At 60.5% G+C, this 25,671-nt stretch carries 27 protein-coding genes and 1 pseudogene; 4 read left to right on the top strand and 24 right to left on the bottom strand.

Annotation, left to right across the window (positions count from 1 at the left end):
* The coding region (locus C3Y91_RS28815; protein WP_425523620.1) for an AMP-binding enzyme at positions 1 to 368 on the top strand (368 nt) is incomplete at its 5' end.
* 161 nt (positions 369 to 529) lie between these two features.
* Here the strand turns inward: C3Y91_RS28815 and C3Y91_RS28810 are convergent.
* From C3Y91_RS28810 to C3Y91_RS28765, 10 genes are all read right to left on the bottom strand, one after another.
* Positions 530 to 1,504, bottom strand: coding sequence for an ABC transporter substrate-binding protein (locus tag C3Y91_RS28810; protein ID WP_245278459.1), 975 nt, complete (start codon positions 1,502 to 1,504; stop codon positions 530 to 532).
* Positions 1,505 to 1,653: 149 nt separating this feature from the next.
* The gene (locus C3Y91_RS28805) at positions 1,654 to 1,809 is read right to left on the bottom strand and encodes a hypothetical protein (RefSeq protein ID WP_165417437.1); all 156 of its coding nucleotides are present in this window, start codon (positions 1,807 to 1,809) and stop codon (positions 1,654 to 1,656) included.
* Positions 1,810 to 1,820: 11 nt separating this feature from the next.
* The gene (locus tag C3Y91_RS28800; RefSeq protein ID WP_018073550.1) at positions 1,821 to 2,399 is read right to left on the bottom strand and encodes a YceI family protein; all 579 of its coding nucleotides are present in this window, start codon (positions 2,397 to 2,399) and stop codon (positions 1,821 to 1,823) included.
* Between the two features lie 44 nt (positions 2,400 to 2,443).
* Positions 2,444 to 3,313 (bottom strand): hypothetical protein, encoded by an 870-nt coding sequence (locus C3Y91_RS28795; RefSeq protein ID WP_024323660.1) that lies wholly within the window; start codon positions 3,311 to 3,313, stop codon positions 2,444 to 2,446.
* 253 nt (positions 3,314 to 3,566) lie between these two features.
* Positions 3,567 to 4,376 carry an ABC transporter permease gene (locus tag C3Y91_RS28790; protein ID WP_024323659.1) on the bottom strand — a complete coding sequence of 270 codons (810 nt, stop codon included), beginning with the start codon at positions 4,374 to 4,376 and terminating at the stop codon, positions 3,567 to 3,569.
* Between the two features lie 9 nt (positions 4,377 to 4,385).
* Positions 4,386 to 5,591, bottom strand: coding sequence for an ABC transporter permease (locus C3Y91_RS28785; RefSeq protein WP_024323658.1), 1,206 nt, complete (start codon positions 5,589 to 5,591; stop codon positions 4,386 to 4,388).
* Between the two features lie 112 nt (positions 5,592 to 5,703).
* Entirely contained in the window at positions 5,704 to 6,744 is a 1,041-nt protein-coding gene (locus C3Y91_RS28780) for an ABC transporter substrate-binding protein (protein ID WP_024323657.1), read from the bottom strand.
* Positions 6,745 to 6,820: 76 nt separating this feature from the next.
* The gene (locus tag C3Y91_RS28775) at positions 6,821 to 7,936 is read right to left on the bottom strand and encodes an ABC transporter ATP-binding protein (protein ID WP_050574289.1); all 1,116 of its coding nucleotides are present in this window, start codon (positions 7,934 to 7,936) and stop codon (positions 6,821 to 6,823) included.
* Positions 7,937 to 8,048: 112 nt separating this feature from the next.
* Positions 8,049 to 8,432, bottom strand: coding sequence for a carboxymuconolactone decarboxylase family protein (locus C3Y91_RS28770; RefSeq protein WP_003577023.1), 384 nt, complete (start codon positions 8,430 to 8,432; stop codon positions 8,049 to 8,051).
* Positions 8,432 to 9,355 carry a fumarylacetoacetate hydrolase family protein gene (locus C3Y91_RS28765; RefSeq protein ID WP_024323655.1) on the bottom strand — a complete coding sequence of 308 codons (924 nt, stop codon included), beginning with the start codon at positions 9,353 to 9,355 and terminating at the stop codon, positions 8,432 to 8,434. Before C3Y91_RS28765 ends, C3Y91_RS28770 begins: the two co-directional genes overlap by 1 nt.
* A gap of 179 nt (positions 9,356 to 9,534) precedes the next feature.
* Here C3Y91_RS28765 and C3Y91_RS28760 point away from each other — a divergent pair, with 179 nt between their 5' ends.
* A complete protein-coding gene (locus C3Y91_RS28760; protein WP_020397622.1) occupies positions 9,535 to 10,239 on the top strand; it encodes an IclR family transcriptional regulator in 705 nt (234 codons plus the stop codon).
* Positions 10,240 to 10,286: 47 nt separating this feature from the next.
* Here the strand turns inward: C3Y91_RS28760 and C3Y91_RS28755 are convergent, their stop codons facing one another.
* Positions 10,287 to 10,874, bottom strand: coding sequence for a VOC family protein (locus C3Y91_RS28755; protein WP_003577030.1), 588 nt, complete (start codon positions 10,872 to 10,874; stop codon positions 10,287 to 10,289).
* Between the two features lie 126 nt (positions 10,875 to 11,000).
* Between C3Y91_RS28755 and C3Y91_RS28750 the strand changes: the two genes are divergently transcribed.
* Positions 11,001 to 11,564: an NADPH-dependent FMN reductase gene (locus C3Y91_RS28750; RefSeq protein ID WP_130665047.1), complete on the top strand. Its 564-nt coding sequence runs from the start codon at positions 11,001 to 11,003 to the stop codon at positions 11,562 to 11,564.
* A gap of 91 nt (positions 11,565 to 11,655) precedes the next feature.
* On the opposite strand, the gene hpaI is transcribed toward C3Y91_RS28750, so the two are convergent.
* The 7 genes and pseudogenes from hpaI to C3Y91_RS28715 form a co-directional block, all read right to left on the bottom strand.
* Entirely contained in the window at positions 11,656 to 12,468 is an 813-nt protein-coding gene (gene hpaI / locus C3Y91_RS28745) for a 4-hydroxy-2-oxoheptanedioate aldolase (protein ID WP_130656143.1), read from the bottom strand.
* An 11-nt stretch (positions 12,469 to 12,479) separates the two neighbouring features.
* Positions 12,480 to 13,283: a 2-oxo-hept-4-ene-1,7-dioate hydratase gene (gene hpaH / locus C3Y91_RS28740; protein ID WP_168576099.1), complete on the bottom strand. Its 804-nt coding sequence runs from the start codon at positions 13,281 to 13,283 to the stop codon at positions 12,480 to 12,482.
* 2 nt (positions 13,284 to 13,285) lie between these two features.
* Positions 13,286 to 14,155, bottom strand: coding sequence for a fumarylacetoacetate hydrolase family protein (locus C3Y91_RS28735; RefSeq protein WP_130665046.1), 870 nt, complete (start codon positions 14,153 to 14,155; stop codon positions 13,286 to 13,288).
* Positions 14,156 to 14,175: 20 nt separating this feature from the next.
* A pseudogene (gene gabD / locus C3Y91_RS28730) lies at positions 14,176 to 15,631 on the bottom strand (NADP-dependent succinate-semialdehyde dehydrogenase).
* 65 nt (positions 15,632 to 15,696) lie between these two features.
* Positions 15,697 to 16,677, bottom strand: a complete 981-nt coding sequence (gene hpaD, locus C3Y91_RS28725; protein WP_130656140.1) for a 3,4-dihydroxyphenylacetate 2,3-dioxygenase — start codon at positions 16,675 to 16,677, stop codon at positions 15,697 to 15,699.
* A gap of 38 nt (positions 16,678 to 16,715) precedes the next feature.
* Positions 16,716 to 18,233, bottom strand: coding sequence for a 5-carboxymethyl-2-hydroxymuconate semialdehyde dehydrogenase (hpaE, locus tag C3Y91_RS28720; protein WP_130656139.1), 1,518 nt, complete (start codon positions 18,231 to 18,233; stop codon positions 16,716 to 16,718).
* 43 nt (positions 18,234 to 18,276) lie between these two features.
* Positions 18,277 to 18,669 (bottom strand): 5-carboxymethyl-2-hydroxymuconate Delta-isomerase, encoded by a 393-nt coding sequence (locus C3Y91_RS28715; RefSeq protein WP_024323647.1) that lies wholly within the window; start codon positions 18,667 to 18,669, stop codon positions 18,277 to 18,279.
* Between the two features lie 122 nt (positions 18,670 to 18,791).
* Here C3Y91_RS28715 and hpaR point away from each other — a divergent pair, with 122 nt between their 5' ends.
* Positions 18,792 to 19,265, top strand: a complete 474-nt coding sequence (hpaR, locus tag C3Y91_RS28710; protein WP_024323646.1) for a homoprotocatechuate degradation operon regulator HpaR — start codon at positions 18,792 to 18,794, stop codon at positions 19,263 to 19,265.
* A gap of 14 nt (positions 19,266 to 19,279) precedes the next feature.
* Here the strand turns inward: hpaR and C3Y91_RS28705 are convergent, their stop codons facing one another.
* From C3Y91_RS28705 to C3Y91_RS28680, 6 genes are read right to left on the bottom strand one after another with little or no spacing between them, the layout of a single operon-like run.
* Entirely contained in the window at positions 19,280 to 20,293 is a 1,014-nt protein-coding gene (locus C3Y91_RS28705) for a phosphotransferase enzyme family protein (protein WP_024323645.1), read from the bottom strand.
* Between the two features lie 8 nt (positions 20,294 to 20,301).
* Positions 20,302 to 21,585, bottom strand: coding sequence for an aspartate aminotransferase family protein (locus C3Y91_RS28700; protein ID WP_024323644.1), 1,284 nt, complete (start codon positions 21,583 to 21,585; stop codon positions 20,302 to 20,304).
* 1 nt (position 21,586) lies between these two features.
* On the bottom strand, positions 21,587 to 22,948 hold the full coding sequence (locus C3Y91_RS28695) for an aspartate aminotransferase family protein (protein ID WP_024323643.1): 1,362 nt from the start codon (positions 22,946 to 22,948) through the stop codon (positions 21,587 to 21,589).
* A 17-nt stretch (positions 22,949 to 22,965) separates the two neighbouring features.
* Complete coding sequence (locus C3Y91_RS28690) at positions 22,966 to 23,616, bottom strand: HAD family hydrolase (RefSeq protein ID WP_024323642.1); 651 nt, start codon at positions 23,614 to 23,616, stop codon at positions 22,966 to 22,968.
* On the bottom strand, positions 23,613 to 24,884 hold the full coding sequence (locus C3Y91_RS28685) for a Tm-1-like ATP-binding domain-containing protein (protein ID WP_024323641.1): 1,272 nt from the start codon (positions 24,882 to 24,884) through the stop codon (positions 23,613 to 23,615). The genes C3Y91_RS28690 and C3Y91_RS28685 overlap by 4 nt, the downstream gene beginning before the upstream one ends.
* Positions 24,885 to 25,670 carry an IclR family transcriptional regulator gene (locus tag C3Y91_RS28680; RefSeq protein ID WP_024323640.1) on the bottom strand — a complete coding sequence of 262 codons (786 nt, stop codon included), beginning with the start codon at positions 25,668 to 25,670 and terminating at the stop codon, positions 24,885 to 24,887.
* Between the last annotated feature and the right edge of the window lies 1 nt (position 25,671).

The raw sequence follows: 25,671 nt of genomic DNA, 5'->3' as shown, positions 1-25,671 counted from the left end.
TGGAATCCGCTCTCGTCTCGCACAATCTGGTCTCGGAAGCCGCGGTCGTCGGTTACCCGCATCCGATCAAGGGCCATGGCATTTATTGCTATGTGACGTTGATGGCCGGCCACGAGGGCTCGGACGCGCTTCGCCAGGATCTGGTGAAACATGTTCGTACCGAAATCGGGCCGATCGCCGCGCCCGACAAGATCCAGTTCGCACCCGGCCTGCCGAAGACCCGCTCCGGCAAGATCATGCGCCGCATCCTGCGCAAGATCGCCGAGGACGATTTCGGGGCGCTCGGCGACACCTCGACGCTTGCCGATCCGGCAGTCGTCGACGATCTGATCGCCAACCGGCAGAATTGGACAGGTGGCGGCGCATAACAAAGGCGATTGAGCAATGTCTGTCGGCAGGCTTCATCGCCTTAAAGTTCCATAAATTAGGATTATCCCACACGATCGGGATTGCGGGTCGTCGGTTCAGATGCGTTTCAAGGCGCTCAGCGGAGGGTCGGAGGTTTGTCTCCTGATGGCGATATAGCCGTTCAGTGCGGAAGGGCTTTTTCCGGGTAGAGGCCAGGGTGGCCGGGAGAGGGTTCGCCCTTGGATTCACCGAGATAGAGACCGATCTGCGCGCGGAAGCGCTCCACGGCTCCCCGGTCTGAAAGGAAACGACCAAAGGCGGTCGGATCGCCGTTGCTATATTCCCAGATCCGCTTGTAGCCCGCCGGCGGGGCCACATCCGTGCGCACTGACCACATGTACCAGACGTTTTTCTGGGTGTCCTTGTCCAGCAGCCAGCTGAGATAAAGCTTGGCTGCCTCGGGATGCGGAGCGCCCTTCAGGATTGCGGCTTGCTGTGGCCATGCGACAAAAGGATCTTCCTTGGGCAGCACAAAACGGGAGACCGTGCCGTCGAATGGCACCAGACCGCCGTCGGTGGAGAAGGTCGCGGTTGCAGCGCCGCTTTCCACCATGTCTGCCGGAGCCTGCGTGCCACGCACATAAATCGGCTCCTGCTTCGCTAGCGCCTCGACATAATCCCAGCCGTATTTGTCGACGACCTGCTTGAACCAGAAGAGCACGGCGTCATCGTCGGTGGGATAGGTCAGAACCAGCTTGCCCTTGAATTCAGGGCGGAGGTAATCCTTGGCTTCGCGTGGCCAGGTTTTTTCATCCGGCATGAGCTTCGAATTGACCACATTCGAAAACGCATCAACAAACACGCCCGTATAGGCGCCATCCGGATCGCGGAATTTTGCATAGACCTTGTCCCAGCCGATGGGCTTGTAGGGCATCAAAATGCCTTCCGCCTTCCAGCGAGGGAAGTTCTGCAGGGTCTGGATCTGGATGACGTCGGCAACGTGCTTGCCGGTCGCGACCTGGTTGTCGATGCGGGCCTCGTGGAACTTGCTGTAGTCTACGACCACGTCCAGTGTGACGCCCGGAAAGCGTGTTTCAAAGGCCTTCTTTATGCCGTCCTGCTGGCCGGGCGTGTCGCCGCCCGCATAGACGATCACGCGGCCACCTTCCTTCAGGGCTGCCTTATAGAGGTCATCAAGACCTCGTGTCTCTGTCGCCTTGGAATTTGCCGCCTGTGAAACAGCAGCGCTGCCCGCCAGCGTTGCTGCTGTGGTGAATGCCAATACGGTTCTTCGGGTCAGTTTCATTACATGTCCTTGCTGATGTTCTTGCTGCCTTGCACGGTGTCTGGCCTGGAGAGGGGGCTGCGAAGGAGCGCCGTCATTTCCATGAATGCGGCGACCTTCGCGGGACGAAGCAGGCCGCCGGGATGCGCATCCCAGCGGCTTTCGGTAAAATCCAAGAAGAATTTCGTTACTTCTTGATGGCTTCGATATCGATGTCGAGCGCAAGGTCCGGACCGAGGCCGAAATCCGTAAGTTTCTTCAAGCCGAAATCCAGGCCGTTGAACTTGCCTGTGGCGGAGAAACCGGTCTTGACGGTCTTGGCATCCCAGGGAAGCGGAGACTCGGCATTCCATACGACATCCAGGGTGACCGGCTTGACGGCGCCGGCAAGCGACAGGTCGCCGGTGACCATGGCGGTCTTGTCACCGGTCTTTTCGATCTTCGTGCTGGTGAAGGTGACATCGGGAAATTCCTCGACATTGAGGAAATCGGGGCTCTTCAGGTCGGAATCACGCTGATCGAAGTTCGTGTCGATGCTGTTGGCATCGAGCTTCAGCGAGATCGAGCTTTTCGCAATGTCTTCCTTGTCGAAGGAGATCGTGCCCCCAACGGTCTTGAAGATCCCGTGGGCATTCGACCAGCCGGCATGATTGATCTTGAACGAGACCCAAGCGTGAGTCGGGTCAACATCATAAGTATCTGCTGCAAAAGCAGATCCCGCAAAAAGCGCGCCGGTCAGGGCCGCGACTAGAGCTGCGAATTTCATTGGTACTCTCCTTTGATTGGGCCGGCCCGTCCTGGGTCGAATGTTCATCCCTGAAAGAGGACGGCGGCGATGGTGATGGCGATGGTGGCCGGAACCGCGGTGGCAATGCCGGCAGCAATGGGTCGAAGGAACCGCGGAAGGCGATGGAAAGCGATGCCTCCGAGAAGAATGAAAGCGGCGACGACAAGGGGGAGAACCGCGAATATGATTGCGGCGGGCGCCGCCTTCGGCGCAAAGAGTGCTGTCATAATCAAATGCACCGAGATCACGGCGGCAAAGGCAAGCCCCTCGAAACCGCGCAGTGCGAGCGCATGGTCGTCGCCCCTGAAATAGCTGATATAGTTGACCAGCAGCCAGCCGCCGGTGAGCGCCGCAAGCGCACCATCGATTTGGGCCATGCCGACGAACGCGCCTAACGCGGCCGAAAGCGCAGCCGCGATGGAAACGCTAAGCAACGCAGTCGCCAACGCCGATGGCTCCCCGCGGCGAGCACCGGCCGGCTTTGCGATCGCTGGGCCGATCGCGGCGGTCGTGACCACAAACACGGCGAGAACGACGATGGATTTGGTGGAATTGGCAACGAGCACGTTCTTGCCCAGCAACCAGCCTGACAGGGCGAGCGCGACGCCAACCAGCATCGTGCTGACCGCCACCGGAAGCGGCCTGCGCACAAGTGCCGGGATCGCAAAGATGCCGGCGCCGAAGAGCAGAATTATCGGGAGCTTCTGCTTTGCGGAAACGGGAGGAAGCACCGGCATACCTTCGAGCATCAAGTGGATGACAACAGCAGCCAGCGGGATCAGCAGGGCGATGATGAACCCGCGCCTGGCTGGAAACACCATCGAGGCCAACGCAACGGCCATGCCGAGAAAAAACGGCACGCCGACAGTCGTCAACAGAAGCTGCTTCATCATGGTTGTATTTCCCCGAAGCCGGATCAAGATTATCGGTCGGCACGCTATAAGCGCCCATTTTATTTAACAAGTGTACTATCTGTGGCGAGGCAACACAAATTCGTGATCAAATCCGAAACACAAGGCGGCAAACTGTTCAAAAATAGTGAACGAGCAAACCCGTTCTCGCCGATGCTGGGGAGGCCCAATCGACTCCCCTCGCGACTGGAACTGGGGATGAGGTAAATGCTTGAACGGGGCTCTGTCAGATCACCTATTTGTCCTTGTCGATCAGCCTGTTGCCACGCTGCTGAAGGGCGGTGAAAACCAGAAGCAGGATGACCGACAGCGTAATCAAGAGTGTTGCCACGGCCATGACCGTCGGGTCGAGGTTCTCGCGCGTGCCGCTTAGCAGTTCGCGCGGCAGGGTGCGTTGGTCGGGGCCGGTGAGCAGGATTGCTACCACCACCTCGTCAAAGGATGTGGTGAAGGCAAAGATTGCGCCCGAAACGATACCGGGCATGATCAATGGCATGGTCACGCGCCGGAAGGTCGTCAGCCCGCCGGCGCCAAGGCTGGCGGATGCCCGCAACAACACTCGGTCAAGCTGGCTCAGCGAGGCGCTGACGGTGATCACCACGAAGGGCACGGCAAGGGCTGTATGGGCGAGCACCAGTCCAGTCAGGCTGTTGGCGAGGCCAAGCCGCGAGAAGAGGAAATAGATGCCGACGGCGGTGATCACCGTCGGAACGATCATCGGCGACATGAAGCTCGCGATGAGGAAGGACTTACCGCGAAAGCTGGAGATGGACAGCCCGAGCCCTGCCAACGTGCCGAGTGGCGTGGCGATGCAGACGGTCGCGGTCCCGACAATCAGGCTGTTTTTGATGGCGATCCACCAGCGCGGGTCGGCGAAGAACTTAGCGTACCATTTGAACGAGAAGCCCTCCAGCGGATAGGCGAGAATGCTCGACGTGTTGAAGGAAAGCGGGATGATCGCAATGATCGGTGCGATCAGGAAAAGCAAGACGATGAAGCCAAATGTCCTGCCCGCTAGTTTCCACCAATATGTGCTGTCGGTCATGACGGGCTCCTATCCCAATCCGATGCGCTGGACGCCGACCAGCCGGATATAGGCCGCGTAGAGCAGGAAAGTCGCAGCCAGCAGTACGGAGCCAAGCGCGGCAGCAAGGCCCCAGTTGACGGTCTGGGTGGTGTTGAACGCGATGTAGTAGGGCAGCAACTGATCGCCCGCACCGCCGAGAAGCAGGGGGGTGATGTAGTAGCCGAGTGAAAGAATGAAGACGAGAAGTCCACCAGCGGAAATGCCCGGCAGGATTTGAGGCAGGTAGACGGAGAAGAAGGTTCTGAGCGGGCCGGCGCCAAGCGAGTTCGCCGCCAGCGTCTGGTTTCTGGGAACGTTGCGCATCGCGCCGAGGATCGGCAGAACTGCATAGGGCAGGAGAATATGGGTCAGCGCGATCAGCACGCCCGTCCGATTGTAGATCAGTTCCAGCGGCTGTCCGATCAGGCCGATGTTGATGAGCAGCGTATTGATGAGCCCATTCTTCTGCAGGATCACCATCCAGGCGGCAGAGCGCACCAGAACGGAGGTCCACAGGGGCAGCAGCAGGACGATCATCAGCAGGCTGGATACGCCGGCACCGGTCGACATCAACAGAAAAGCGGCCGGCAGGGCAAGGACGATGCAGATGACCGTGACGGTGAAGGCAATGGTGAAGGTGCGGATCAAGACATCGACATAGAGGCCGCCTTCATCCCGCGCCGCGTGGAGGCGGCCGGCGGGGTCACGGCGCAGGTCGAAGGCAGAGAGCAGATAGAAATCACTCCATGGTCCTCGTGCCCGGGCGATTGCCTGCCAAATCTCGGGCCTGCCCCAAGCCGGGTCGATGACGGGCAGTTCCGCCGCCCAGTCGGTTCCGGTGCCGGCTGTTTCCGGCAGGCTGCGCACTGTCGCGGTGATAACGGTGCGCAGCGAGGGAGTATCGTAGTTGAGCCGTCTTGCTGCGACCCCTGCGGTGCGTGTCTTCTTGGCAGCCATCAAATCCAATGCAACCGCGTCGTAGACAGCCGGTGCCGGCAGGCCGGTTCCATCCCATCGCTTTATCGCCTCCGCCGTCAAAGGCATGACGCTGGACAGGTCCCTATCCTCTATCGACAGCCGTAACATTCCTGCCAGCGGCACGAAGAACACTGCCAGCAAAAACAGAACAAGCGGCAGGACGAGGAAGAGGCCCGCAGCCTTGATGGAAAACCCGGTAGTCGTCGTCTCGCTCATGGCATCGGCTGCTTCTGTTGCAAGGGAATGGCCGGAAGGCAGCTCCGGGACAAGGAGCCTCTTTGCCGTATGGAAAGCCCCCGGGCTCTGGACGTGCCAGGGGGCCTCGCGTTTACTTCGCTGCCCAGGCGGAGAAGCGCTCGGTCAACTGGTCGATATGGTTGACCCAGAAGCCGGCATCGAGCGTGATGGAGGCTGCCAGATTTTCCGGTGCCGTCGGTAGGTTTGCTGCGAGTTCTGCAGGCACCAGCTTCTGTGCCTCGGTAACACCGACACCGTAGTTCAGCTTGGCCGGCCAATTGGCCTGCACGGCGGGCTTGGCCATGAATTCGATCAGCTTGTAGGCGCTGTCGGCATTGGGCGAGCCTTTCATGATGACCCAGCTGTCGACGTTCAGCATCGCGCCTGGCCACATGATCTTGAAGTTGCGCTTGTCTGCAGCGTTGGCTGCGGGAATGCGGCCATTGTAGGAAGTGGTCATGGACACTTCGCCCGAGCCCAGCAGTTGCATCGGCTGATTTCCAGAGGTCCACCAGACGATATTAGGCTTCAGCGCGTCGAGTTTGGCGAAGGCGCGATCGACGCCCTCAGGCGTTGCCAGCGTTTCATAGACCTTGTTTGCAGCAACGCCATCGGCCATCAGCGCGAATTCGAGATTCATCTTCGGACCGCTGCGCAGCGCGCGCTTGCCCGGAAATTTCTTCACATCCCAGAAGTCGGCCCAACTTTTCGGACCATTGGCGAACTTTTCGCCGTCATAGGCAACCGCGATGCTGAAGATGTTGGCCGGAACACCGCACTCCGATGCCGTGCCCGGAAGGTATTTCTCCGCGCCACCGAACTTTGCGGGATCGAGGACCTCGAACAGGCCCTCCTCGCAGCCTATCGTCAGCTCTTCCGCCTCTACCTCGACAAGATCCCAGGTGTTGCTGTCGCCAGCCTGGGCCTTGGAGCGCAATACGCCGACGCCACCATCCCAGCTGTCTTCTGAAAGCGGCGCCTTGGTTTCCGTCTTGAACGGCGTGAAGAACACGTCACGCTGCGCGTCTTGAAAGATCCCACCCCAGGACACAATGGTAAGGTCACGCGCAGCGGCCATCCCAGGTAAGGCAAGTGCGGCCGCCAGTGCGGCCAGATGGACTATTTGTTTCATGTTGGCATTCCCCTTGTTTTTAGGTTCGTTTTCACACTTGAGATCGCACGGCACCGGTGACCGGTTGTCGCCATGCCTATTCCTTCGGCAGGACCCGGCAGGCGCCGGCCGAGAGTTCGATGTCGATCCGCTCTCCTTGCGCGATCGGCTTTTCGCCGCCAGCACTCGTCTTGAAGACCAGCCGGCCGATGCCGTCGGCCTCGACGAGGATGCGCCTCTGGTCACCGAGATAGACGATGTCGATGACAGCGGCGGAGACGTGCTGGCCGGCATCGGCTGACGCACGGCGAATGTTTTCCGGTCGGATGCTGAGGATGATTTCGTCGCCGGACCTGCACGAAGTCTGGCACCGAGCCCGCAACAGGCCTCCGCCTGCGAAACGGATCGCAACCTCATCGCCGTCCTTGGCTTCAATACGGCCCGGCAGCATGTTGTTCTCGCCGATGAAGGAGGCGACGAAAGGTGTCGCAGGCCGTTCATAGAGAGCTTCCGGGGTGTCTATCTGCTCGATCCGTCCCTTGTTGAATACGGCGACCCGGTCGGAGAGCGTCAGGGCCTCGGATTGATCGTGGGTGACGAACACCATGGTCGTGCCGAGGTCGCGGTGGAGCGCCTTCAGTTCCGCCTGCAAGTGCTCGCGCAGATTTTTGTCGAGCGCGCCGAGCGGTTCGTCGAGAACGATCAGGCGCGGCTTGAAGATGATGGCGCGAGCAAGCGCCACGCGCTGTTGCTGTCCGCCGGACAGCTGCACCGGCTTGCGGTCGCCCAACCCTTCCAGATGCACCATGGCCAGCGCAGCATCCACCCGGCTTCGAATGTCTGCGGCCTCCACCCGGCGCACGCTGAGCGGAAAAGCCAGATTGTCGCGCACCGACATATGCGGAAAGAGCGCGTAATTTTGAAAGACAACACCAATGTTGCGTTTGTGTGCCGGCAGCCTCTCGATGCGGCGTCCATCCATCTCGATTGTGCCTTCGCTCGGCGTTTCGAACCCGGCCAGCATCATCAGCGTCGTGGTCTTGCCCGATCCCGACGGGCCTAGAAACGTGATGAACTCGCCCGGCACAATATCGAGATCGATCCCGTCGATGGCCTGGTAGATTCCATAGTTCTTGGAGACACCGCTGAAGCGGACGATCGGGCTCGCCGTTGCAATGGCCATCAGCGCGACCTCCGGCTCGCGGCAATCCATGCGGACAGCCGGCCTTCCCGCTGAACTCTGGCTTCACGCATTTTCATAGGCGGTGCCCTCTTGGGGGTTAGTGGTCTGTTCGGTCTGCCATCCGGTGCCTGGCGTCAGATGATCATTCGGCGGCCTCGATCTCGGCGAAGACTTCACGGGCCAGGCGAAATGCCTCCACACCGGCCGGTATGCCGGCATAGATGGCGAGTTGGATAAGCGTGTCCTTGATTTCGTCCCGGCTGCAGCCGTTCGTCAGCGCACCTTTCAGGTGCAGCTTGAACTCCGTGCTCCGGTTGAGCGCGCCGAGCATGACCAGGTTCAGCAGGCTTTTGTCGCGCAGACTGAGCGCGGTGCGCCCCCAGCCGGCGCCCCAGCAATACTCCGTGACGAGATTCTGGAAGTCACGGTTGAAATCATCGGCCGCGTCTAGCGATTTCTCGACATAGGCCGCGCCCAGCACCGCCTTGCGAATATCGAGGCCACGTTCGAAGACGTCCTGTCCCATTACGCAGTTCCTTCATCGATAACGGGGTTCGACAGCGTGCCGATACCGGGGATTTCAACGGTGATCCGGTCTCCATGTTTCAGAAAGATCGGTGGCTTGCGCTTGAAGCCGACACCGGCCGGCGTCCCCGTCGGGATCACATCGCCCGCTTCCAGATCGATGAAGTCGGAAATGTGCTCGAGGATCGTCGGAATGTCGTAGATCATCGTTTCGGTGTTGGCGAATTGCATCACTTCGCCGTTCAGCGTCGTGCGGATGTCAAGCTTGTGCGGATCTGCAATCTCGTCGGCCGTGACGATCACCGGACCGAAAGGTCCGGAGGCGCGGAAGTTCTTGCCCGCCGTGTATTGGGTAACCCGGAACTGATAGTCGCGCACGGTCACGTCGTTGAAGATGGAGTAGCCGAAGACGTAGTCCATGGCCTCTTCCTTTTTCAGGCGGCGACCATTGGTATTTTTGCCGATGATGATGGCCAGCTCGCCTTCCCAATCGAGATGGGTGGAGACAGACGGCACGATGACCGGGCCGCCGTCAGCGACAAAGGTGTTGGCGAAGCGCGCGAAGATGATCGGAATCGGTGAGATTTCGAGGCCGGCTTCCTTGGCGTGCTCAGCGTAATTGCGCGCTACGCAGATGATCTTGGGCGGGCGGCCGATCGGCGGCAGCAACTTCACGTCCGAACGCAGCTTCGAGATCGCATCGTTCGCAATGTGGTCCGCTTCGAAACGAGCGATGACTGCACGCGCCGATTCAGAGAAAACATCCGGCTCCTCGAAGAACGTCTCGATGCGTGAAGGGATGATTTCGATCGTCTCGTCGTCTGCGGCGTAAAGTTCACTGGCGCCGGCAAGGTCGATCACACGATCGCCACAGAGGGCGCCAAAGCGTGGGGTGCCATTTTCATCGTAACTGACGAGTTTCATTTTTTTGTTCCGTTATTTGAACATTTATGTTCGTATTTAGATCATATTGTGCGATACTCGTCAATGATCCGCTTGCTACAAAAACGGTGTCGAAGTAGTAGTCTTCTGATCATTTCCGGCCAGAAACCGGTATGACCTACGCAGCGGAACGGGCGGCTCGACCTTCACAGGAGTTGAAATTGGCGGAAATCTCATCGACGGGAGACCAGATGCTGACCGTTCTCGAAACGGTGGCGGGGCAGGGGCCCGTCAGCGCGTCCGACGTGGCGCGAATGTGCGACATCAACCGCACGGTGGCCCATCGTCTGCTCGTGACGCTGGCGCAACGCGCTTATGTCCGCCGAAGCGACGAGGGCTATATCGTCGGGCCTGCCGTCTTCAGTCTTGCACGACAGACCGGCACGGATCTGCGCAGCGTCGCCAAACCCGTCATGCAGAGACTGGCGGCGGAAATAGGCGAGACTGTCGTTCTGCACGGGCTGGACAATTGGGAGGCCGTCGTCATCGACCAGGCCGTCGGCCAGCGGCATCTGGTGCGCGTCGAACACAGTCCCGGTTCGCGCCACCCGCTCTACAAAGGAGCCAGCGGCTGGTCTATCCTGGCGTTCCAGGGCGAAAAAGCGATCACTCGTATCCTGAAGAAAACCGACGACCCGGTTGCGGCCCTTGCACGGATCGAAACGACGAAGGCCGATGGCTGCTCCATTTCTCATGACGAGCTGCAGATGGGCGTTCACGGGATCGCCGCGCCCCTTCTCGAAAAGAACGGGCGCTGCGAAGCAAGCCTTGGCGTTCTTGTGCCAAGTACGCGTGCCCATTTGCTTTTGTCGGTGCAAAAGCCGCTCCTCGAGGCGGCCGCGGAGATCATGAAAGGCCTCAACTGACCGATTGAAGATGCGCATCATCGCGTTGAGGCCCTTCTGTTCAGTTGTCAGGTGTTGAGACCGGAGCGAATGCCCTTGCGTGCCTCGGCTGCATCACGTTCGCGCCGGTCGACATAGGCTTCGAAATCGAAGTTGAGGAGGTCGATTTCCTCGATCGGGTCGTATGCGCGCGATGCGCCTTCCCAGCCGATCTTGTCGATGCCCCAGTAGAATTCCAGCAGATTGCCGTCGGGGTCGCGGGCATAGAAGCGCGGCTGGTTGCCGGGTCCGCCTTTGCGGCTGTTGACGATCTCGACGCCCCCGTCCCGCATCTTCTTGAAGAGCCCTTTCAGGTCTTCCGGCGTATTCAGCTCAAACGCGATATGGTGCAGTCCGAAACCATAGCGCGGCGCATCCGGTGCATCGGCGGCGAGAATGTCGCGGCGCATCCGGAAGATCGACATTTCATGATGAGTGACGTCACAGCGCAGGAAGGCTCCCGCGGCGACGGCCACGCCATGGCCGATCTTCTCTTCCGGATATTCGAACTTTTCCGTCAGACGCATACCCAGATACGTCGAATAGAAATCGATCGTGCGATCGATATCCCTGACTGTGAGGCCAACATGACCGAGCCTGACAACGCGAACCTCCATTCGATGATCCTCCTTTACATTATCCGTTAATTGAACATATATGTTCTTTATACGAACATCATCGTTCGCGCAAGAGGCGCGAAACAGGCAATGTCATCGCTGACAAATGAATGAAAACGAGGGAAAATGACCGATACAATCAGCATCGCGGTAATCTGCGGAAGTCTTCGCCAAGGATCGTTCAATGCGGCGATCGCGCGGGAATTTTCGACGCTTGCGCCAACCGGGATCTCTTTCCACCCGCTGGACGGCATGGAAAGTATTCCTCACTACAATGCGGATATTCAGTCTCAGGGCTGCCCCGCCATCGTACTTGACTGGGCCGAGATCATCCGGTCTTCGGATGCCGTTGTGTTCGTCACACCGGAATACAATTACTCGATCCCCGGCGTTTTGAAGAATGCGCTCGATTGGCTGTCACGGCTGTCTCCGCCGCCGTTCTCGGGCAAGCCGGTCGCTATCCAGACGGCTTCGGTCGGCATGCTCGGCGGTGCGCGGGCGCAATACCATCTGAGACAGGTGCTGCTTTATCTCGATGCACTGGTGCTGAACAAGCCGGAGATCATGATCGCAGATGCAGCCAGCAAGATCTCGCCGCAGGGCGAGCTTACTGACGACACGACACGGCGGCTGATCGCAGAACAGCTCGCCGCGCTTCAGGGGCTTATCCGGAGAGTAGCGGCGTCTTAAGCATGTGCCGCAAAACTGCGCGGCGATCACGACATGGGGACAACCAAAGACTTAAAGCGCCGGCAGCGAATCTGATAGATTGCGACGCGCGTTAGTAAACCTTTGCCGTGTCAAAACTTCCGGCGGTGGTCGCTCCAGCACTCCGAAAATCGGAAAGCTGGCGTGAAGCACCGTTTGCCAGGAGGCCGACATCGTTGCCGATGGCGACGAAGGTGGCGCCAAGTTCCACATAGCGGTTGGCAAGCGACTGGTCAGCGGTCAGGATACCGGCGGCCTTGCCGTGCGACTGGATACGGATCAGCGCCGCTTCCACCGCCTGCTGCACCTCGGCATCGCCAGGCCTGCCGAGATGGCCCATGTCGGCGGCAAGATCGGCCGGTCCGATGAAAACACCATCGACGCCGTCGGTGGTGGCGATGTCATCGAGTGCGGCCAGCCCGGCGCGGCTTTCGATCTGCAGCAGCAGGCAGACCTCGTCATTGGCGGTCTGCAGGTAGTCGGGAATACGATTGAATGCCGAAGCTCGGGCAAGCGCTGCCCCGACGCCTCGCACGCCGTGCGGCGGATAGCGCACCGCGCGCACCATGGCTCTTGCCTGGTCGCCGCTCTCGATCATCGGCACCAGCACCGTCTGCGCGCCGATATCGAGGATCTGCTTCAAGATCCAGGCCTCGCCGATCGGTGCCCGCATGATCGGATGGCTCGGCGAACCCCGGAGCGCTTGCAACTGCGCCATCATCAGAGGGATATCGTTCGGCGCATGCTCGCCATCGATCAGCAACCAGTCATAGCCCGCGCCTGCGCAGACCTCGGCCGCATAGGGGTTGGCGAGCGCCAGCCAGAGGCCGATCTGCGGACGCTTCTCCATCAAGGCCGCCTTGAATGTGTTTTTTGGCGCCGGCATGGGCATCGCTCCTATGCGAAATAGCTGCTAACGGTGCCGTAGGGTCCGAAATCGGCAACGATCGTATCGCCGCGACGTGCTTCGACCGGGCGAATGAAGGAGCCGGCAAGGACGATCTGGCCCGCCTCGATGCCGTCGCCATAATCAGCCAGCCGATTTGCAAGCCAGGCAATGCCGCGCGCCGGCTGGTTGAGAACTCCGGCACCCAGACCGGTTTCCTCGACCTCGGAGTTGCGACTAACAATTGCGCCCATCCAGCGCATGTCGACAGTGTCGGGTCGCATCATGCGTCCGCCGAGCACGATGCCGGCATTGGCCGCATTGTCGGAAATCGTGTCGACGATGGTCCGGGCCTTCTTCGTTTCCGGATCGACACGCAGGATCCGCGTATCGAGAATTTCCAGCGCCGGCGTCACATAGTCGGTGGCATTGAGCACGTCGAAGACCGTGGCGTTTGGGCCCTTCAACGGCGCCTTCATGATGAAGGCGATTTCCGCCTCGATGCGTGGCTGGATAAAACGATCCTGCGGAACCGTCTCGCCGTCCTCGAATATCATGTCGTCGAACAGGACGCCGGAATCGGGAATGTCGATATTCAGCGCATACTGCATCGCCTTGGAGGTAAGGCCAATCTTCCAGCCGATCACCTTGCGACCGGAAGCGACCTTCTTCTTGACCCAGGCCGACTGCACAGCATAGGCGTCGCCCATCGTCATGCCGGGGTACTGCAGCGACAAAAGACCGGTCTGGACGCGTGTCCGCTCTGCGATGTCAAGCCTTTCGGCCGCTTGGCGGATCTCATCGGGTGTCAACATGGTCAAACCTCGTCTGTGATCGTGTTGCGCAAGATGCCGATACCATCGGCCTCGACCTCGACGACATCGCCCGGCTTCAGCCAGATCGGCGGATCGAAGCGGGCACCGGCACCGGTTGGCGTGCCGGTGACGATCACATCGCCGGGAACCAGCGTAGTGAAGGTCGAGATGTAGTTGATGATCTTGCGAAAGGAAAAGATCATCCGGCTGGTGCGGTCGCTCTGGCGGACGTCTCCGTTGACGCGGGTTTCGAGCCTGATGTCGGCGATCTGCGCCTCGTGCGTGAACGGGATCAGCCAGGGGCCGATCGAGCCGGTGCGGTCGAAGTTCTTGCCCTGGGTGACGTTGAACTTGGCGTGGCGGACCCAGTCGCGGATCGTGCCCTCATTGCACAGAGACAGCGCCGCGATGTGGGATAGTGCCTCAGCCTCGGGAATGCGCCGGCCGGTCTTGCCGATGATGATGACGATTTCACCTTCGTAGTCGAGCTGCGGGCTTTCCGGCGGTCGGATCAGCGGCTGATCGTGGCCGGTGAAGGAGCGCGGAAAGCGAGTGAACAGGGAGGGATTGGAAGGCGCTGCCTGCCCATCCTTATATTCCTCGTTGCGGTCGGGGAAGTTCACGCCGACGCAGATGATCTTCTCCGGGGCGGGAACAGGGATTTCGTAGCGGATGTCCGACACCGGGAAATCGGGCTCCAAGCCCGCCGCTTCCTCAGCGAGCTTCAGCAGCACGCCGTCGGCAATCACCTCGCGTAGCGTTGGCCACTTCGTGCCATGGCGGGCGGAAAGGTCAATGATTCCATCTCCGGCAAGAACGCCGTATCCACTGTGGCCGTTGCGGGTAAAGCTGACAAACTTCGGGTGGGACATGGTTTTTCTTCCTATTCAGTTCAGCCGATGCCGCCGAGGCAGACATATTTGATCTCGGTGAATTCCTCGATGCCATATTTCGAGCCCTCACGGCCGAGACCCGACAGTTTGACGCCGCCAAACGGCGCTTCGGCTGTCGAGATCAGGCCGGTATTGACGCCGACCATGCCGTATTCCAGCGCCTCGGCCACACGAAATACCCGGGCGAGATCCTTGGCGTAGAAGTAAGAGGCGAGGCCGAACTCGGTGTCGTTTGCCTGCTCGATGACGTCGGCTTCGTCCTTGAAACGGAACAGCGGCGCTAACGGCCCGAAGGTTTCCTCGCGCGCCACCGCCATGTCCTTGGTGACCTCGCCCAAGATGGTCGCCTCGAAGAAGGTGCCGCCCAGCGCATGCCGTTTGCCGCCTTGCACGACGCGCGCGCCCTTGCCCACCGCGTCTGTCGATATGCTCCTCGACCTTGGCTAGGGCGGCCTTGTCGATCAGCGGTCCGAGGATGACGCCTTCGTCAAAGCCGTTGCCGGTTTTCAGCTTGCCGACGGCCGCCGCCAGCTTCGCGGCGAAGGCATCATAGACGCTGTCCTGGACATAGATGCGGTTGGCGCAAACGCAGGTCTGGCCGTTGTTGCGGTATTTGGCAATCAGCGCGCCTTCGACCGCAGCATCGAGGTCGGCATCGTCAAAGACAATAAACGGCGCATTGCCGCCAAGCTCGAGGCCGAGTTTCTTAATGGTCGGGGCGCTCTGCTTGTAGAGCTCGGTGCCGATTTCGGTCGAACCGGTAAAGGTCAGCTTGCGCACCACCGGGTTCGAGGTCATCTCGGCGCCGATGGCCGCGGCCGAGCCGGTGATGACGCTGAAGAGGCCCTTCGGCAGGCCGGCGCGTTCTGCCAGGATCGCAATCGCGATCGCCGAGAACGGCGTCTGCGAGGCAGGCTTCAGCACCATGGCGCAGCCGGCGGCAAAGGCGGGACCGGCCTTGCGGGTGATCATCGCATTGGGGAAGTTCCACGGCGTGATTGCCGCGACGACGCCGATCGGCTGCTTCATCACCATGATGCGCTTGTCGGGCTGGTGGCCGGGGATCAGGTCGCCGTAGATGCGGCGGCCTTCCTCGGCAAACCATTCGATGAAGCTCGCACCATAGACGATTTCACCGGTCGCCTCCGCCAGCGGTTTGCCCTGTTCCAGGGTCAGAATACGGCCAAGATCGTCCTTGTTTTCGATCATCAGCTCGTACCATTTGCGCAGGATCGCGCAGCGTTCCTTGGCAGTGCGCCCAACCCAGCCCTTCTGGGCCACGCGGGCAGCCTCAATGGCCGTCCTGGTCTCGGCGGCGCCCAGCTTCGGCACCCGGCCGATGATCTCGCCAGTCGCCGGGTTGTTCACCTCTATCGCGTTGTTCGGATCGGCCTCGATCCAATTATCGCCGACAAGAGCGGCTTGGCGGAACAAGGAAGGATCTTGCAATTTCATGGCTGGCTCCTCACCAAGCATTAAAAAAACGGCGGACGCTTTCGCGCCCGCCCAGCTGGGGAAATTCAGGGCGCGACGATCGGCTGGGCCTTCAGCACGGAATCACGCACCTCGGTACCGGCAAAGGTGCTGCCTTCCTCGAACCAGGATTTCGGCGCCGGAGCCCCCCAAAGCGTCTGGCGCTGCGGATCCTTGAGATCCCATTTGATCGGCTCGAGATCGGGATCGACCGTCTGATAATCCGAGCAATAGATCTCGATGCGGTGGCCATCCGGATCGCGGATATAGAGGAAGAAGGCATTCGAAATACCGTGACGGCCGGGGCCGCGCTCGATATTGGGCAGCCAACCGGTGGTCGCCATCAGATCGAGCAGGTCGATGATGTTGAGCGGCGTCGGAACCCAGAACGCGGTGTGATGCAAACGCGGACCGCGACCGTTGGTAAACGCGATGTCATGGACGCCACCCTTGCGATGCGTCCATGCCGCCCAGAGCTTCCCGGTTTCCTCGTCGGCAGTGTATTCCGTCACGCGGAAGCCGATCTCATTGTAGAAGGCAACGCTTTCGTCGACATTCGGTGAGAAGCAGTTGAAGTGATCGATACGGAGCGGCTTTACGCCTCTGTAGAGGGCATATTTCTGGTGGATCGGCGGCAGGCGGTCCATTTTCGAATAGAATTCCAGCGGAATGCCATGCGGATCGCGGGTACGGAAGGTACGCGACTGGTAGGGCCGCTCGATCCATTCGACCGGCAGGCCGTTGCCCTTGAAGAAATGCTCGGCCTTATCGAGGTCCTCGTCGGAGAAGACTTTGAAGCCGAGATCGCGTGCTTCGGCGGCGGCTTCTTTTTTCAGGACGATGCAGTGATGCCCTCGTTCTTCGAGCGCACGCAGATAGATCGTGTCTGCCGTCTCGTCGGTCACCTGCAAGCCGAGCGTGTCGACGTAGAAGGCGCGCGATTTCGCAAGGTCGGTCACGGCAAGCTCGACATGGCTGAGGCGCACGATGTTGAAGGCCGGATAAAGATTGGGTGTGGGCAGGGGCATGGGGTTCTCCTCCAAATTCAATAGGGTGTCCGGTGCACTCAGCCGCCGAGTTTCTGGATCGCATGCGCCTTGGTGGCGAAAGCTACGTTCTTGGTCTCCATGTAGAAATCGAAGGACCAATCGCCGCCGTCACGGCCGATGCCGGAATTCTTGACGCCGCCGAAAGGGGTCGGCAGATGGCGGACGTTTTCCGAGTTCACCCAGATCATCCCGGCTTCCAGGGCATCGGTGAAGCGGAAGGCGCGGGTGACGTCCGAAGTCCAGAGGTAGCCGGTGAGGCCATATTGCACGTCGTTGGCAAGCGCCAGTGCATCGTCCTCGTCCTTAAAGGGGATCGCGGTCAGAACAGGTCCGAAGATTTCTTCCTGCGCAATGCGCATTTGGTTGTTGGCGCTGGTGAAGAGGGTGGGGGATACGTAGCATCCGCCACCCGGCCCTTCGAATTTCGTGCCGCCAGCGGCAACCGTCGCGCCGCCGGCTTTGCCGATCTCGATATAGTCCAGCACCTTCTTTTCGTGCACGGGGTGGATCAGCGGGCCGACCACAGTTTCTGGATCAAGGGGGTGGCCGACCTTGATGCGCTTGGCTTTCTCGGCGACCATCGCCGTGAAGCGGTCGTAGATGCTTTCCTCCACCAGCAAGCGGGAGGATGAGGTGCAGCGCTCGCCATTCAGCGAATAGATCATGAAGACGGCAGCATCGGCGGCGCGCTCAAGGTCGGCATCGGCAAAAACGATGACGGGGTTCTTGCCGCCGAGTTCGAAATGTACCCGCTTCAGCGTGTCGGCGCCCTGTTTCATGATCATCGAGCCGGTGCGGCTTTCGCCGACGAAGGCGATTGCTCTGATGGCAGGATGCTCGGTCAGCGCCTTGCCTGCGTCCTCGCCGAGCCCGTTGACGAGATTCCAGACCCCCTTCGGCAGACCAGCCTCTTCGGCGATTTCGACCAGCAGCCGCGCAGTCAGCGGCGAGAATTCCGCCGGCTTGTGTACGATCGTGCAGCCGGCAGCGAGCGCCGGTGCAATCTTCCATGTCGACAGCATGAAAGGCGTATTCCATGGCGTAATGACGCCGACCGGGCCGATCGGTGCGCGAGTAGTGATGTTGACTTGACCATCCGCACGCAGCGTTTTGCCGTCACGGGCTTCCACGGCGCGATCGGCGAAGAAGCGGAAGTTCTCTGCTCCGCGAAGGGCTGCCTTCGCCATAAATTTCAGCGATTGACCGGTGTCCATGCATTCGACGAACGCGATCTCTTCGGAACGCGCTACGATCGCATCGGCGATCTTATGGAGAAGTTTCTTGCGCACGTCGCCCGACATCGCGGCCCAGGCAGGAAAGGCGGCTTTTGCGGCTTGTGCCGCCCGGTCCACATCCGCCGCCTTGCCGTGTGCCACCTTTGCCAAAACCTTCAGGTCGACCGGAGAGATGATGTCGAACGTGGTGCCATCGGCTGCTGGCATTGCCTCGCCAGCGATATGGTTCAATACGCCGTCTTTGCGAAAGCGGGCCAAATAGGCTTCGGCCTTTGCGATGTTTTCTTCAAGTGTCGACATGCTTTTCTCCGATGTGTCCTGCTTGCGATCACTCGCTGCGGCGCTAACCGTTTGTCTTGCGCAGGCGCGGGTGGATGGCGTTTTTCTTCCAGCTCAGCGCCGGGTCGATTTCGCGGATTTCGAGGGTGAGGGCGAAGTGCGGCGTCTCGAACAGCTTGCGGAGGTGTTTCGTGACGGCGGTAAAGATCGCTTCGCCGGTGCGCCGCTTATCCTCCTGGCTACGACCTTCGCCGATGCGAAAGGACATATCGATGAAGGCATTTTCATCAAGCAGATCGGCAATCGCATAGGCTTCGCAACGGATGGCGCGCACCCGCACGGCACCGGTCTCGAACAGGCCCGTGCCGAGAATCTCGGCGTGGACGACACGGCACAGCGCGCCGAAGTCCACTTTTCCGTCGAGATTCGCCGAATAATCCATGGTGAAATGCGGCATCGTTCCTCCCCGCGCCACGACCTCAGTATATTTAACATGTTAAATATTTTGTCGGCTCTGTCAAGGGCATCGTGGCTGCCGGCCACGTTGCGCGGTTCAAGAAATTGATCCATAGAACCCTTATGACCAAACAATCCCCTGACGATAACGGCATAATGCAGGATGCCTTGCTGCCCCGCGATACACGCCGCTCGCTGCCGATTGCGTTGCTTCGGGCGCGTGAAGCGGTGATGGGGCACTTCCGGCCCATGCTGGCGCTGCATGATGTGACGGAACAGCAATGGCGCGTTATTCGCATTCTGGCGGAAGCCGGAACACTGGATGCATCGGAGATGTCGGAACGGGCCTTTATCCTTGCTCCGAGCCTGACGCGGATCATTCGGTCTCTCGAGGAGCGCGGCTTCATCACCAAGAGCAAGGATGCTGAAGACGGCCGCCGGATACTGTTGCAGATCACGGCCGCGGGACTGAAGATCATCAACGAGGTCAGTCCCGACAGCCGGACGATTTATACTGCGCTTGAGCAGCGGTTCGGCCGCGAGCGCATCGATACCTTGCTCGACATGCTCGACGAACTGGCGACGCTGAACAAATAGCACGGCCTCCGCTCCTATCTGCTGGTGCCGGTTTGGAGGGCGTCTGCCAACGCCAGAGCATCGGCTACATAGGGCTGAAGCCGCTCTGCCGCATCCGGCGCGCCAATTCGCTCACCGATCCAGCCGATATAAGTGATGCTGCGCAGAACCATGAAGAGCGGCAGGGTTTCAAGGGCGCTGTCCGGTAGCGACCGTACGCCGCGATATCCCTCGATCAACGCTGCCTTGATGAGTTCGTAGTGCGGCTCGCCGCGATTCTTGAACAAGGCTGTGGCGATGTCGAACATCCGCCAGCCGTAGCCACCATCGTCAAAGTCGATCAATTCGACATGATCGCCGTCTATGAGGACGTTTTCCCGAACGAGATCGGCATGGATGAGACCATAGTCGAGATGGCGGAGTGCATCGGTTTTCTCTCGCAGCAAGAGCCTGAGATCCGACAATCGCATCACCTGATCCGGCGATAATCCTGCACAATCCCAGAATCGACCCCAAAGCGGCTGCCCGCCAAGCAAACCATCGCCGTCCCATGCCGGGCGGCGGAAGTCGGCCGGTGGTCTCCAGGCATCGGTGGCTGTGTGCATCCGGGCTATCGCTTCACCCAGCGAGCGGAAAATAACGACGAGGCGCTCCCTGGAATGCGCAAGAAGAACACCCGATTGGCCGAGCGGGCTGCCGGTCATCCAACTGACGATGTCGGCGTATTGGTCACCGAACACAGGATTTGCCGCAAGCGCAACGATTTGGCGTCCGTCCAACGTGGAAACAGGTGCCGGAACGCGCAGGCCCGCCTCGCGTAAAGCTGCCATCCAGGAGAGTTCCGAAACCAATGCACTTTTATTGTGATAGCCGGGCCGGTGCAGCCGCAGGGCTGCAGGCTCGCCGCTCCTGAGCGTCACCCGGAATACCGCATTCTCCCGGTATTTCAGGAGCTGGGGTATCTGGACGCCGAGCTCCCAGCTGGCAAGGGCTTCGCGTGCGCGCGCACTCAGCGCCTCCATGAAAGAGGTGGTTTCATGTTCCGACATGGCCACCGTCACAATCCGGACAGAACGTCATCGAGCGTGGAAAGCATCAAATCGGCATTCTCCTTCGAAAATGGCATGGGTGGCCGGATCTTGGTCGCGCATTGATGCACCCCGATTTTGCCCATCAGAACGCCGCGCGCGCGCATGTCATTGATGACCTTTGTGGCGATGTCCGGCGCCGGGGTCTTTTTCTCACGGTCGAGAACCAGCTCCGCCCCGAAGAACAGGCCGCTGCCACGCACGTTGCCGATGACGTCATGTTTTTCGGACAGGTGTTTGAGGCCGTCTTGCGCGTAGGCGCCGACGGCACGGGCGTTTTCCATCAGCCCTTCATCTTCGATCACATCGAGAACCGCCAAGGCCGCAGCACAGGAAACCGGATTGCCGCCAAAGGTATTGAAATAGCGAAAGGCCTTGCGGAATGCGTTCAGCGTGTCGGCATTGGCGACGACGCCGCCGACCGGATGGCCGTTGGCCATCGGCTTGCCGAGCGTCACCACGTCGGGCACGAAGCCTGCGCGCTGGTGGCCCCACATATGGCCGCCAGTGCGCCCGAAACCCGGCTGCACCTCGTCGGATATGACAAGTCCTCCCGCCTTGCGCACGGCAGCGATTGCCTGGTCGAGAAAGCCCGGCGGCAGGTCGGGAAATCCCTCGTTGGCAAAGAATGGGCAGATGATGAGCGCCGAAAAGCCGTGCGGGCTGCTCTGTAGCGAGGCGATCGCATTTTCCACCTCAGCGGCGAAAGCCTCGGCAAAGGCTTCGCCGGGCATACCACCCAGCGGCCGATAGCTGTCGGGCGCCGGCACATGGCGGACATGACCGCCGAAACCGCCGACCGGGGGCATGCGGGTAGAGAGCTGCGACACGGCCGCTGTATTGCCGTGGTAGGTATGGTTGGTCGCGATAACCCCGGTCTTTCCCGTGACCGCCTGCGCCATGCGCAACGCGATGTCGTTGGCTTCGCTGCCGGTGCAGGTCATGATCGCAGTATTGAGGCTCTTGTCGAACGTCGACGTCAGCCGCTCGACATAGTCGAGGATGCCCTCGTGCAGGTAGCGCGTGTGGGTGTTCAGTGTCGACGCTTGCCGGGTGATCGCGTCGACGACGCGTGGGTGGCAATGGCCGACATGTGGCACATTGTTGTAGCAATCGAGATATTTCCGGCCGTCCGCGTCCCACAGCCAGACACCTTCCCCACGCACCAGCTGCACCGGATCGTCATAAAAGGTGGACATGTTTCGGCCGAGAAGCCGCTCTCGGCGGGCGAGGAGTGCTGCGTTTTCCGCCATGTCATTTGCCTCCCGCGGCGGCTGTCAGACCTGTCTCGAGTGCCGCGAGGATCCGATCTACATCGGCCGTGGTGATGACAAGCGGCGGCGAGATGATGACGTTGGAGCCAGAGGTACGCACCATCACGCCGGCGTCGTAGGCCGCATCTTGCAGGCGCTGGACCATATCCTTCGGCGCGCCGGTCTTTGTCGCGCGGTCCGTCACCAGTTCCAGCGCGCACATCAGCCCCTTGCCGCGAACGTCGCCGATCAGTTCATGCTTTTCCTTCAGCCAGTTCAAACCAGCCAGCAGTTCATTGCCGCGCGCGCCTGCATTGGCGGCCACGTTGAGGCGCTTGGTTTCCTTGAGCGTCGCCAGCGCCGCCGCTGCACCCACAGGGTGGCCGGAATAGGTGTAGCCATGACCGATCGTGCCGACGGTGTTCTTGTTGGCCTCGAAGGCTTCCGCGATCTTGTCGGCGATCATCACCGCACCGAAGGGATAATAGCCGTTGGTAATCGCCTTGGCGGTCGACATCAGGTCGGGCCTGGTGCCCCACAGGCGCGATCCCGTCCAGGCACCGGTGCGGCCAAAGGCTGTGATGACCTCGTCGGCGATCAGAAGAATGCCATTCTTGTCGCAGATGGCACGCATCAGCGGCATGAAGGTTTCGTGCGGCACCATGATGCCGCCGGCGCCCAGCACCGGCTCCATGATGAAGGCGGCGATCGTATCGGCGCCCTGGAAGGCGATCTCGTCTTCGAACTGACGACCGATGGCCGCCGCGATTTCCGCCGGATCGTCGGTGCCGAAAGGATTGCGGTAGCCATAGGGAGCCGCCAGGTGCGAAACGCCCGGGAGCAGCGGCTCGTAGTTGCGACGGTTGTTGGCATTGCCGTTGACGGACGCACCGCCGAAATGGGTCCCATGATAGCCTTTCTTCAGCGCCACGAATTTGGTGCGCTCCGGCTGGCCATTGACCTTGTGGTACTGGCGGGCAAGCCGCAGGCAGGTCTCCACGGAATCCGAGCCGCCCGAGGTGAAGAAGGATCGGCTGAGGCCGTCTTCCTTGAACCACTCAGCCAGTTCGTAAGACAGTTCGATCAGCGGCGGATTGGTGGTGCCGCGAAAGGCGGAATAATAAGGGAGTTCCTCGAGCTGGTCACGGATGGCCTGTTTGATCGGATCGCAGGAATAGCCGAGGTTGACGTTCCAGAGCCCCCCGACGCCATCGAGCACCGTCTTGCCGTCGATATCGGTGATTTCAACACCGGAAGCCGCCCTGATGATGCGCGGCGGATTGGCCAACATGTCGGCCGGGTGCGCCATCGGGTGCCAGACATGACGGGCGTTGTTTTCGGTCAGAAAATTGGTTTCGCGCATATCGCAGTCCTCTTCGTTCAAAGTCCAAGCATGGAAAGGGCGCGGGCATAGCCGTCAGCGGGCCGGGTAACGTCGAAATGGACGTTGGGAAGCTTGACGACGTCGGCGCCCTCAATGTTCTTCAACTGATCGTCGACGAAGACGCAGGCTTCGCGCGGAAGCCCGACCTCGGCGATCACCTGTTCATAGGCGCGCGCATCCGGTTTCAGGATCTTGGTGTAGGTGGCATCGACGATAACGTCGAAGAAATCGATCAGCGGGAAACGCTTGCGAAATTCGACACCGTAGAAAAGATCGAGTTCATTCGAAAGGATGGCGAGCCGCAGGCCGGCGGCCTTGGCGCGGGTGATGGCGTCTGCCGCTTCCGGACGCAGCACGAGATCGGCATCGGCGCCGCGCGCCCGCTGGACGAAGGTCTTCATGTCGGTCCAATCCTCACCGACCAGCCGGCCGACTTCCGCGGTCCGTGTCATCCAGTAGTCGCGTTCGGTGATCTCACGGTTCTGCATCGATACCCAGAGTGGATCGGTCGTTGTGTCGAACGGACCGCGCCAGGTGAGTGTGCCGGCGGCAAGGCCAAGCGCCCGCTCGGTGACGTCGTGCGTTTCGAACAGCGTGCGGGTGACGACGCCGCCGAAATCGAGGATGAGTGCGCGATCACCTGTCATGGCCTGCCTTCCGGGATGATGCCCTGTGCAACCCACGCATCGAATACGGCGAGGGCTTTTGTGGAGAATTGAGGGGAATTGATGTGACCATCGACCTCATGCAGGGCGACGGATGGGGGGAGGGCCAGGCGCATCGCATCGATAAAGGCTGAAAGGCCTACCGGATCATGCAACGGTTCACCCGGCTGGTCCCATTCCTGTATGCCTTCGAGCGGCAGGATCAGGGCGACCGGCGCCTGCGCGCCGCCAAGCTTTTCTCCGATCAGGGCAGCCGTTGCCCGGCGTCCTTCAGGCGAGGTGGTGACCGAGCCGATCAGCCGGTTGTGTGCGTGATAAGGTCGGTCGGCAAGTGCTGCCGGCAGCGGCTGCCATGCGGGCAGGTCCACCATATCGACCGCGCCGGGCGCGACGATCTGCGGTATGCCGGAGCGGCCCGCATTTTCCATGCGGTCAGGACCGGAGGTGACCACGGTGCCATTCTGGTGGTTGACGACTTCCTGCATGCAGAAGTCGAACACCGCGGCAAAGCCTTTCTGCGCGGCAATCGCCTCGAAGGCCCGTCCGCCCATGCCGGTCGAGTGGAATACTGCGACCTCATAGCCGCGCTTTTCGAGCTCCGGCTTCAGGTGTTTCATGTATTTGAGGCAGGTGGAACCGAGGGAGGTCATTCCGATCAACGGCCGGTCCGCCTTGGGCTTCCTGCTGGAGCGGGCAGCCCCGACGACGGCGCCGCAGGCCTGGGAAAGCACGGCGCGGCAGATATCATTCAATCCGTAAAGTCCGCCGGCCCAGAGTATCATCATCAGGTCCGGGGCGATGCGCTCCGGCGGCACGAGATGCGAATAGGCAATCGTCGAGACCACGAATTTGGGAACGCCGAGCGGCAGGGCGGCCGCCACGTCAAGCGCAAGGTCCGTACCCATGGAGCCGCCGAGAACAATGATGCCATCCGCCTTTCCGGTCGCATGCAACGTTCCGACGAGAGCCGCAGCGCCGGTCGACATCAGCGCCATTGCTGAATTTTCGTCGCCGCTGTTAATGATCGCTTCGATCGAGGTTCCCGCCGACTTGGCGATGTCGTGCCGGGAATAGTCAGGTGTGTAAGGCGGATCTGACAAGATACTGACGTCGACCATGACCGGTTCTGCGCCGGCATCGCGGATGATGCCTGCCATGAACTGAAGCTCGTCGGATTTGGTGTCGCCGGTTCCAATCAGAAGGATGCTGAGTGGACGTGATTGTTCTGGCGACGGCTCTGCTGGGCTCATTCAACCGGTCCTCTTTGTTTGCATTTTTGTTCCCGAAGGCCGCTCCGGCCCGTAGTATTTTTCTGAGATGCGTTTGGCTGTGTCGACGACGGCTGCGCCGAAGTTTGCCAGTGTGGCGGCGCGCGCGCGCGCCAGCGGCGCCGCGATGGTGATGGAGCCGATCGGTTGACCGGCCGGCGAAAGAATGGGAGCTCCGGTGCTGACGACGCCGACCTCGAGACCCTGGCTGCTGATCGAAAATCCGCGCGCGACCGTTTCGTCTATCATTTTGCGGACGGCGGCCGGATCGGTCACGGTGTGCTCGGTAAAAGCGTCCAGTGGCTGCGACAGGGCCGACTCGATGTATTTCTTATCTGAGAAAGCCAGATAGGCGAGGCCCGACGCCGTAGCGTGGAAAGGCAGGCGCGTGCCGATCTCGACGATGACCCGGTGCGCGCGCGGTGAGTCCTCGACGTGGATCGTTGAAAGTGTGCTGCCGCTGAATTCGGCGAGATGAACAGTTTCCTCAGACTTTTCAGCGAGCTCCCTTACGAAGGGGATGGCGACCCGCAGGAACGGATAACGCGCCTCGCGAATCCGCGCCAGGCGAACCGGCGCTGAACCGATCCGGTATCTGCGCGTGTCCGGATCCTGCTCAACGAAGCCATGCTTTTCCAATTCGACAAGCAGGCGGCGGGCCGTCGCCTTGTCGAGGTCGCAGAGACGGGCGATATCCGTCAATCCCGCTTCGTGGTTGAGTTGCGACAGGCTGTCCAGCAAGGACAGTGCTTTTCCGACGGTGCTCATG

Source organism: Rhizobium ruizarguesonis (assembly GCF_012349115.1).
In the GTDB taxonomy this organism is placed as follows: Bacteria; Pseudomonadota; Alphaproteobacteria; order Rhizobiales; family Rhizobiaceae; genus Rhizobium; species Rhizobium ruizarguesonis.
The sequence above is the reverse complement of the archived record's forward strand: the minus strand, read 5'-3'. Positions and strand labels throughout refer to the sequence as shown.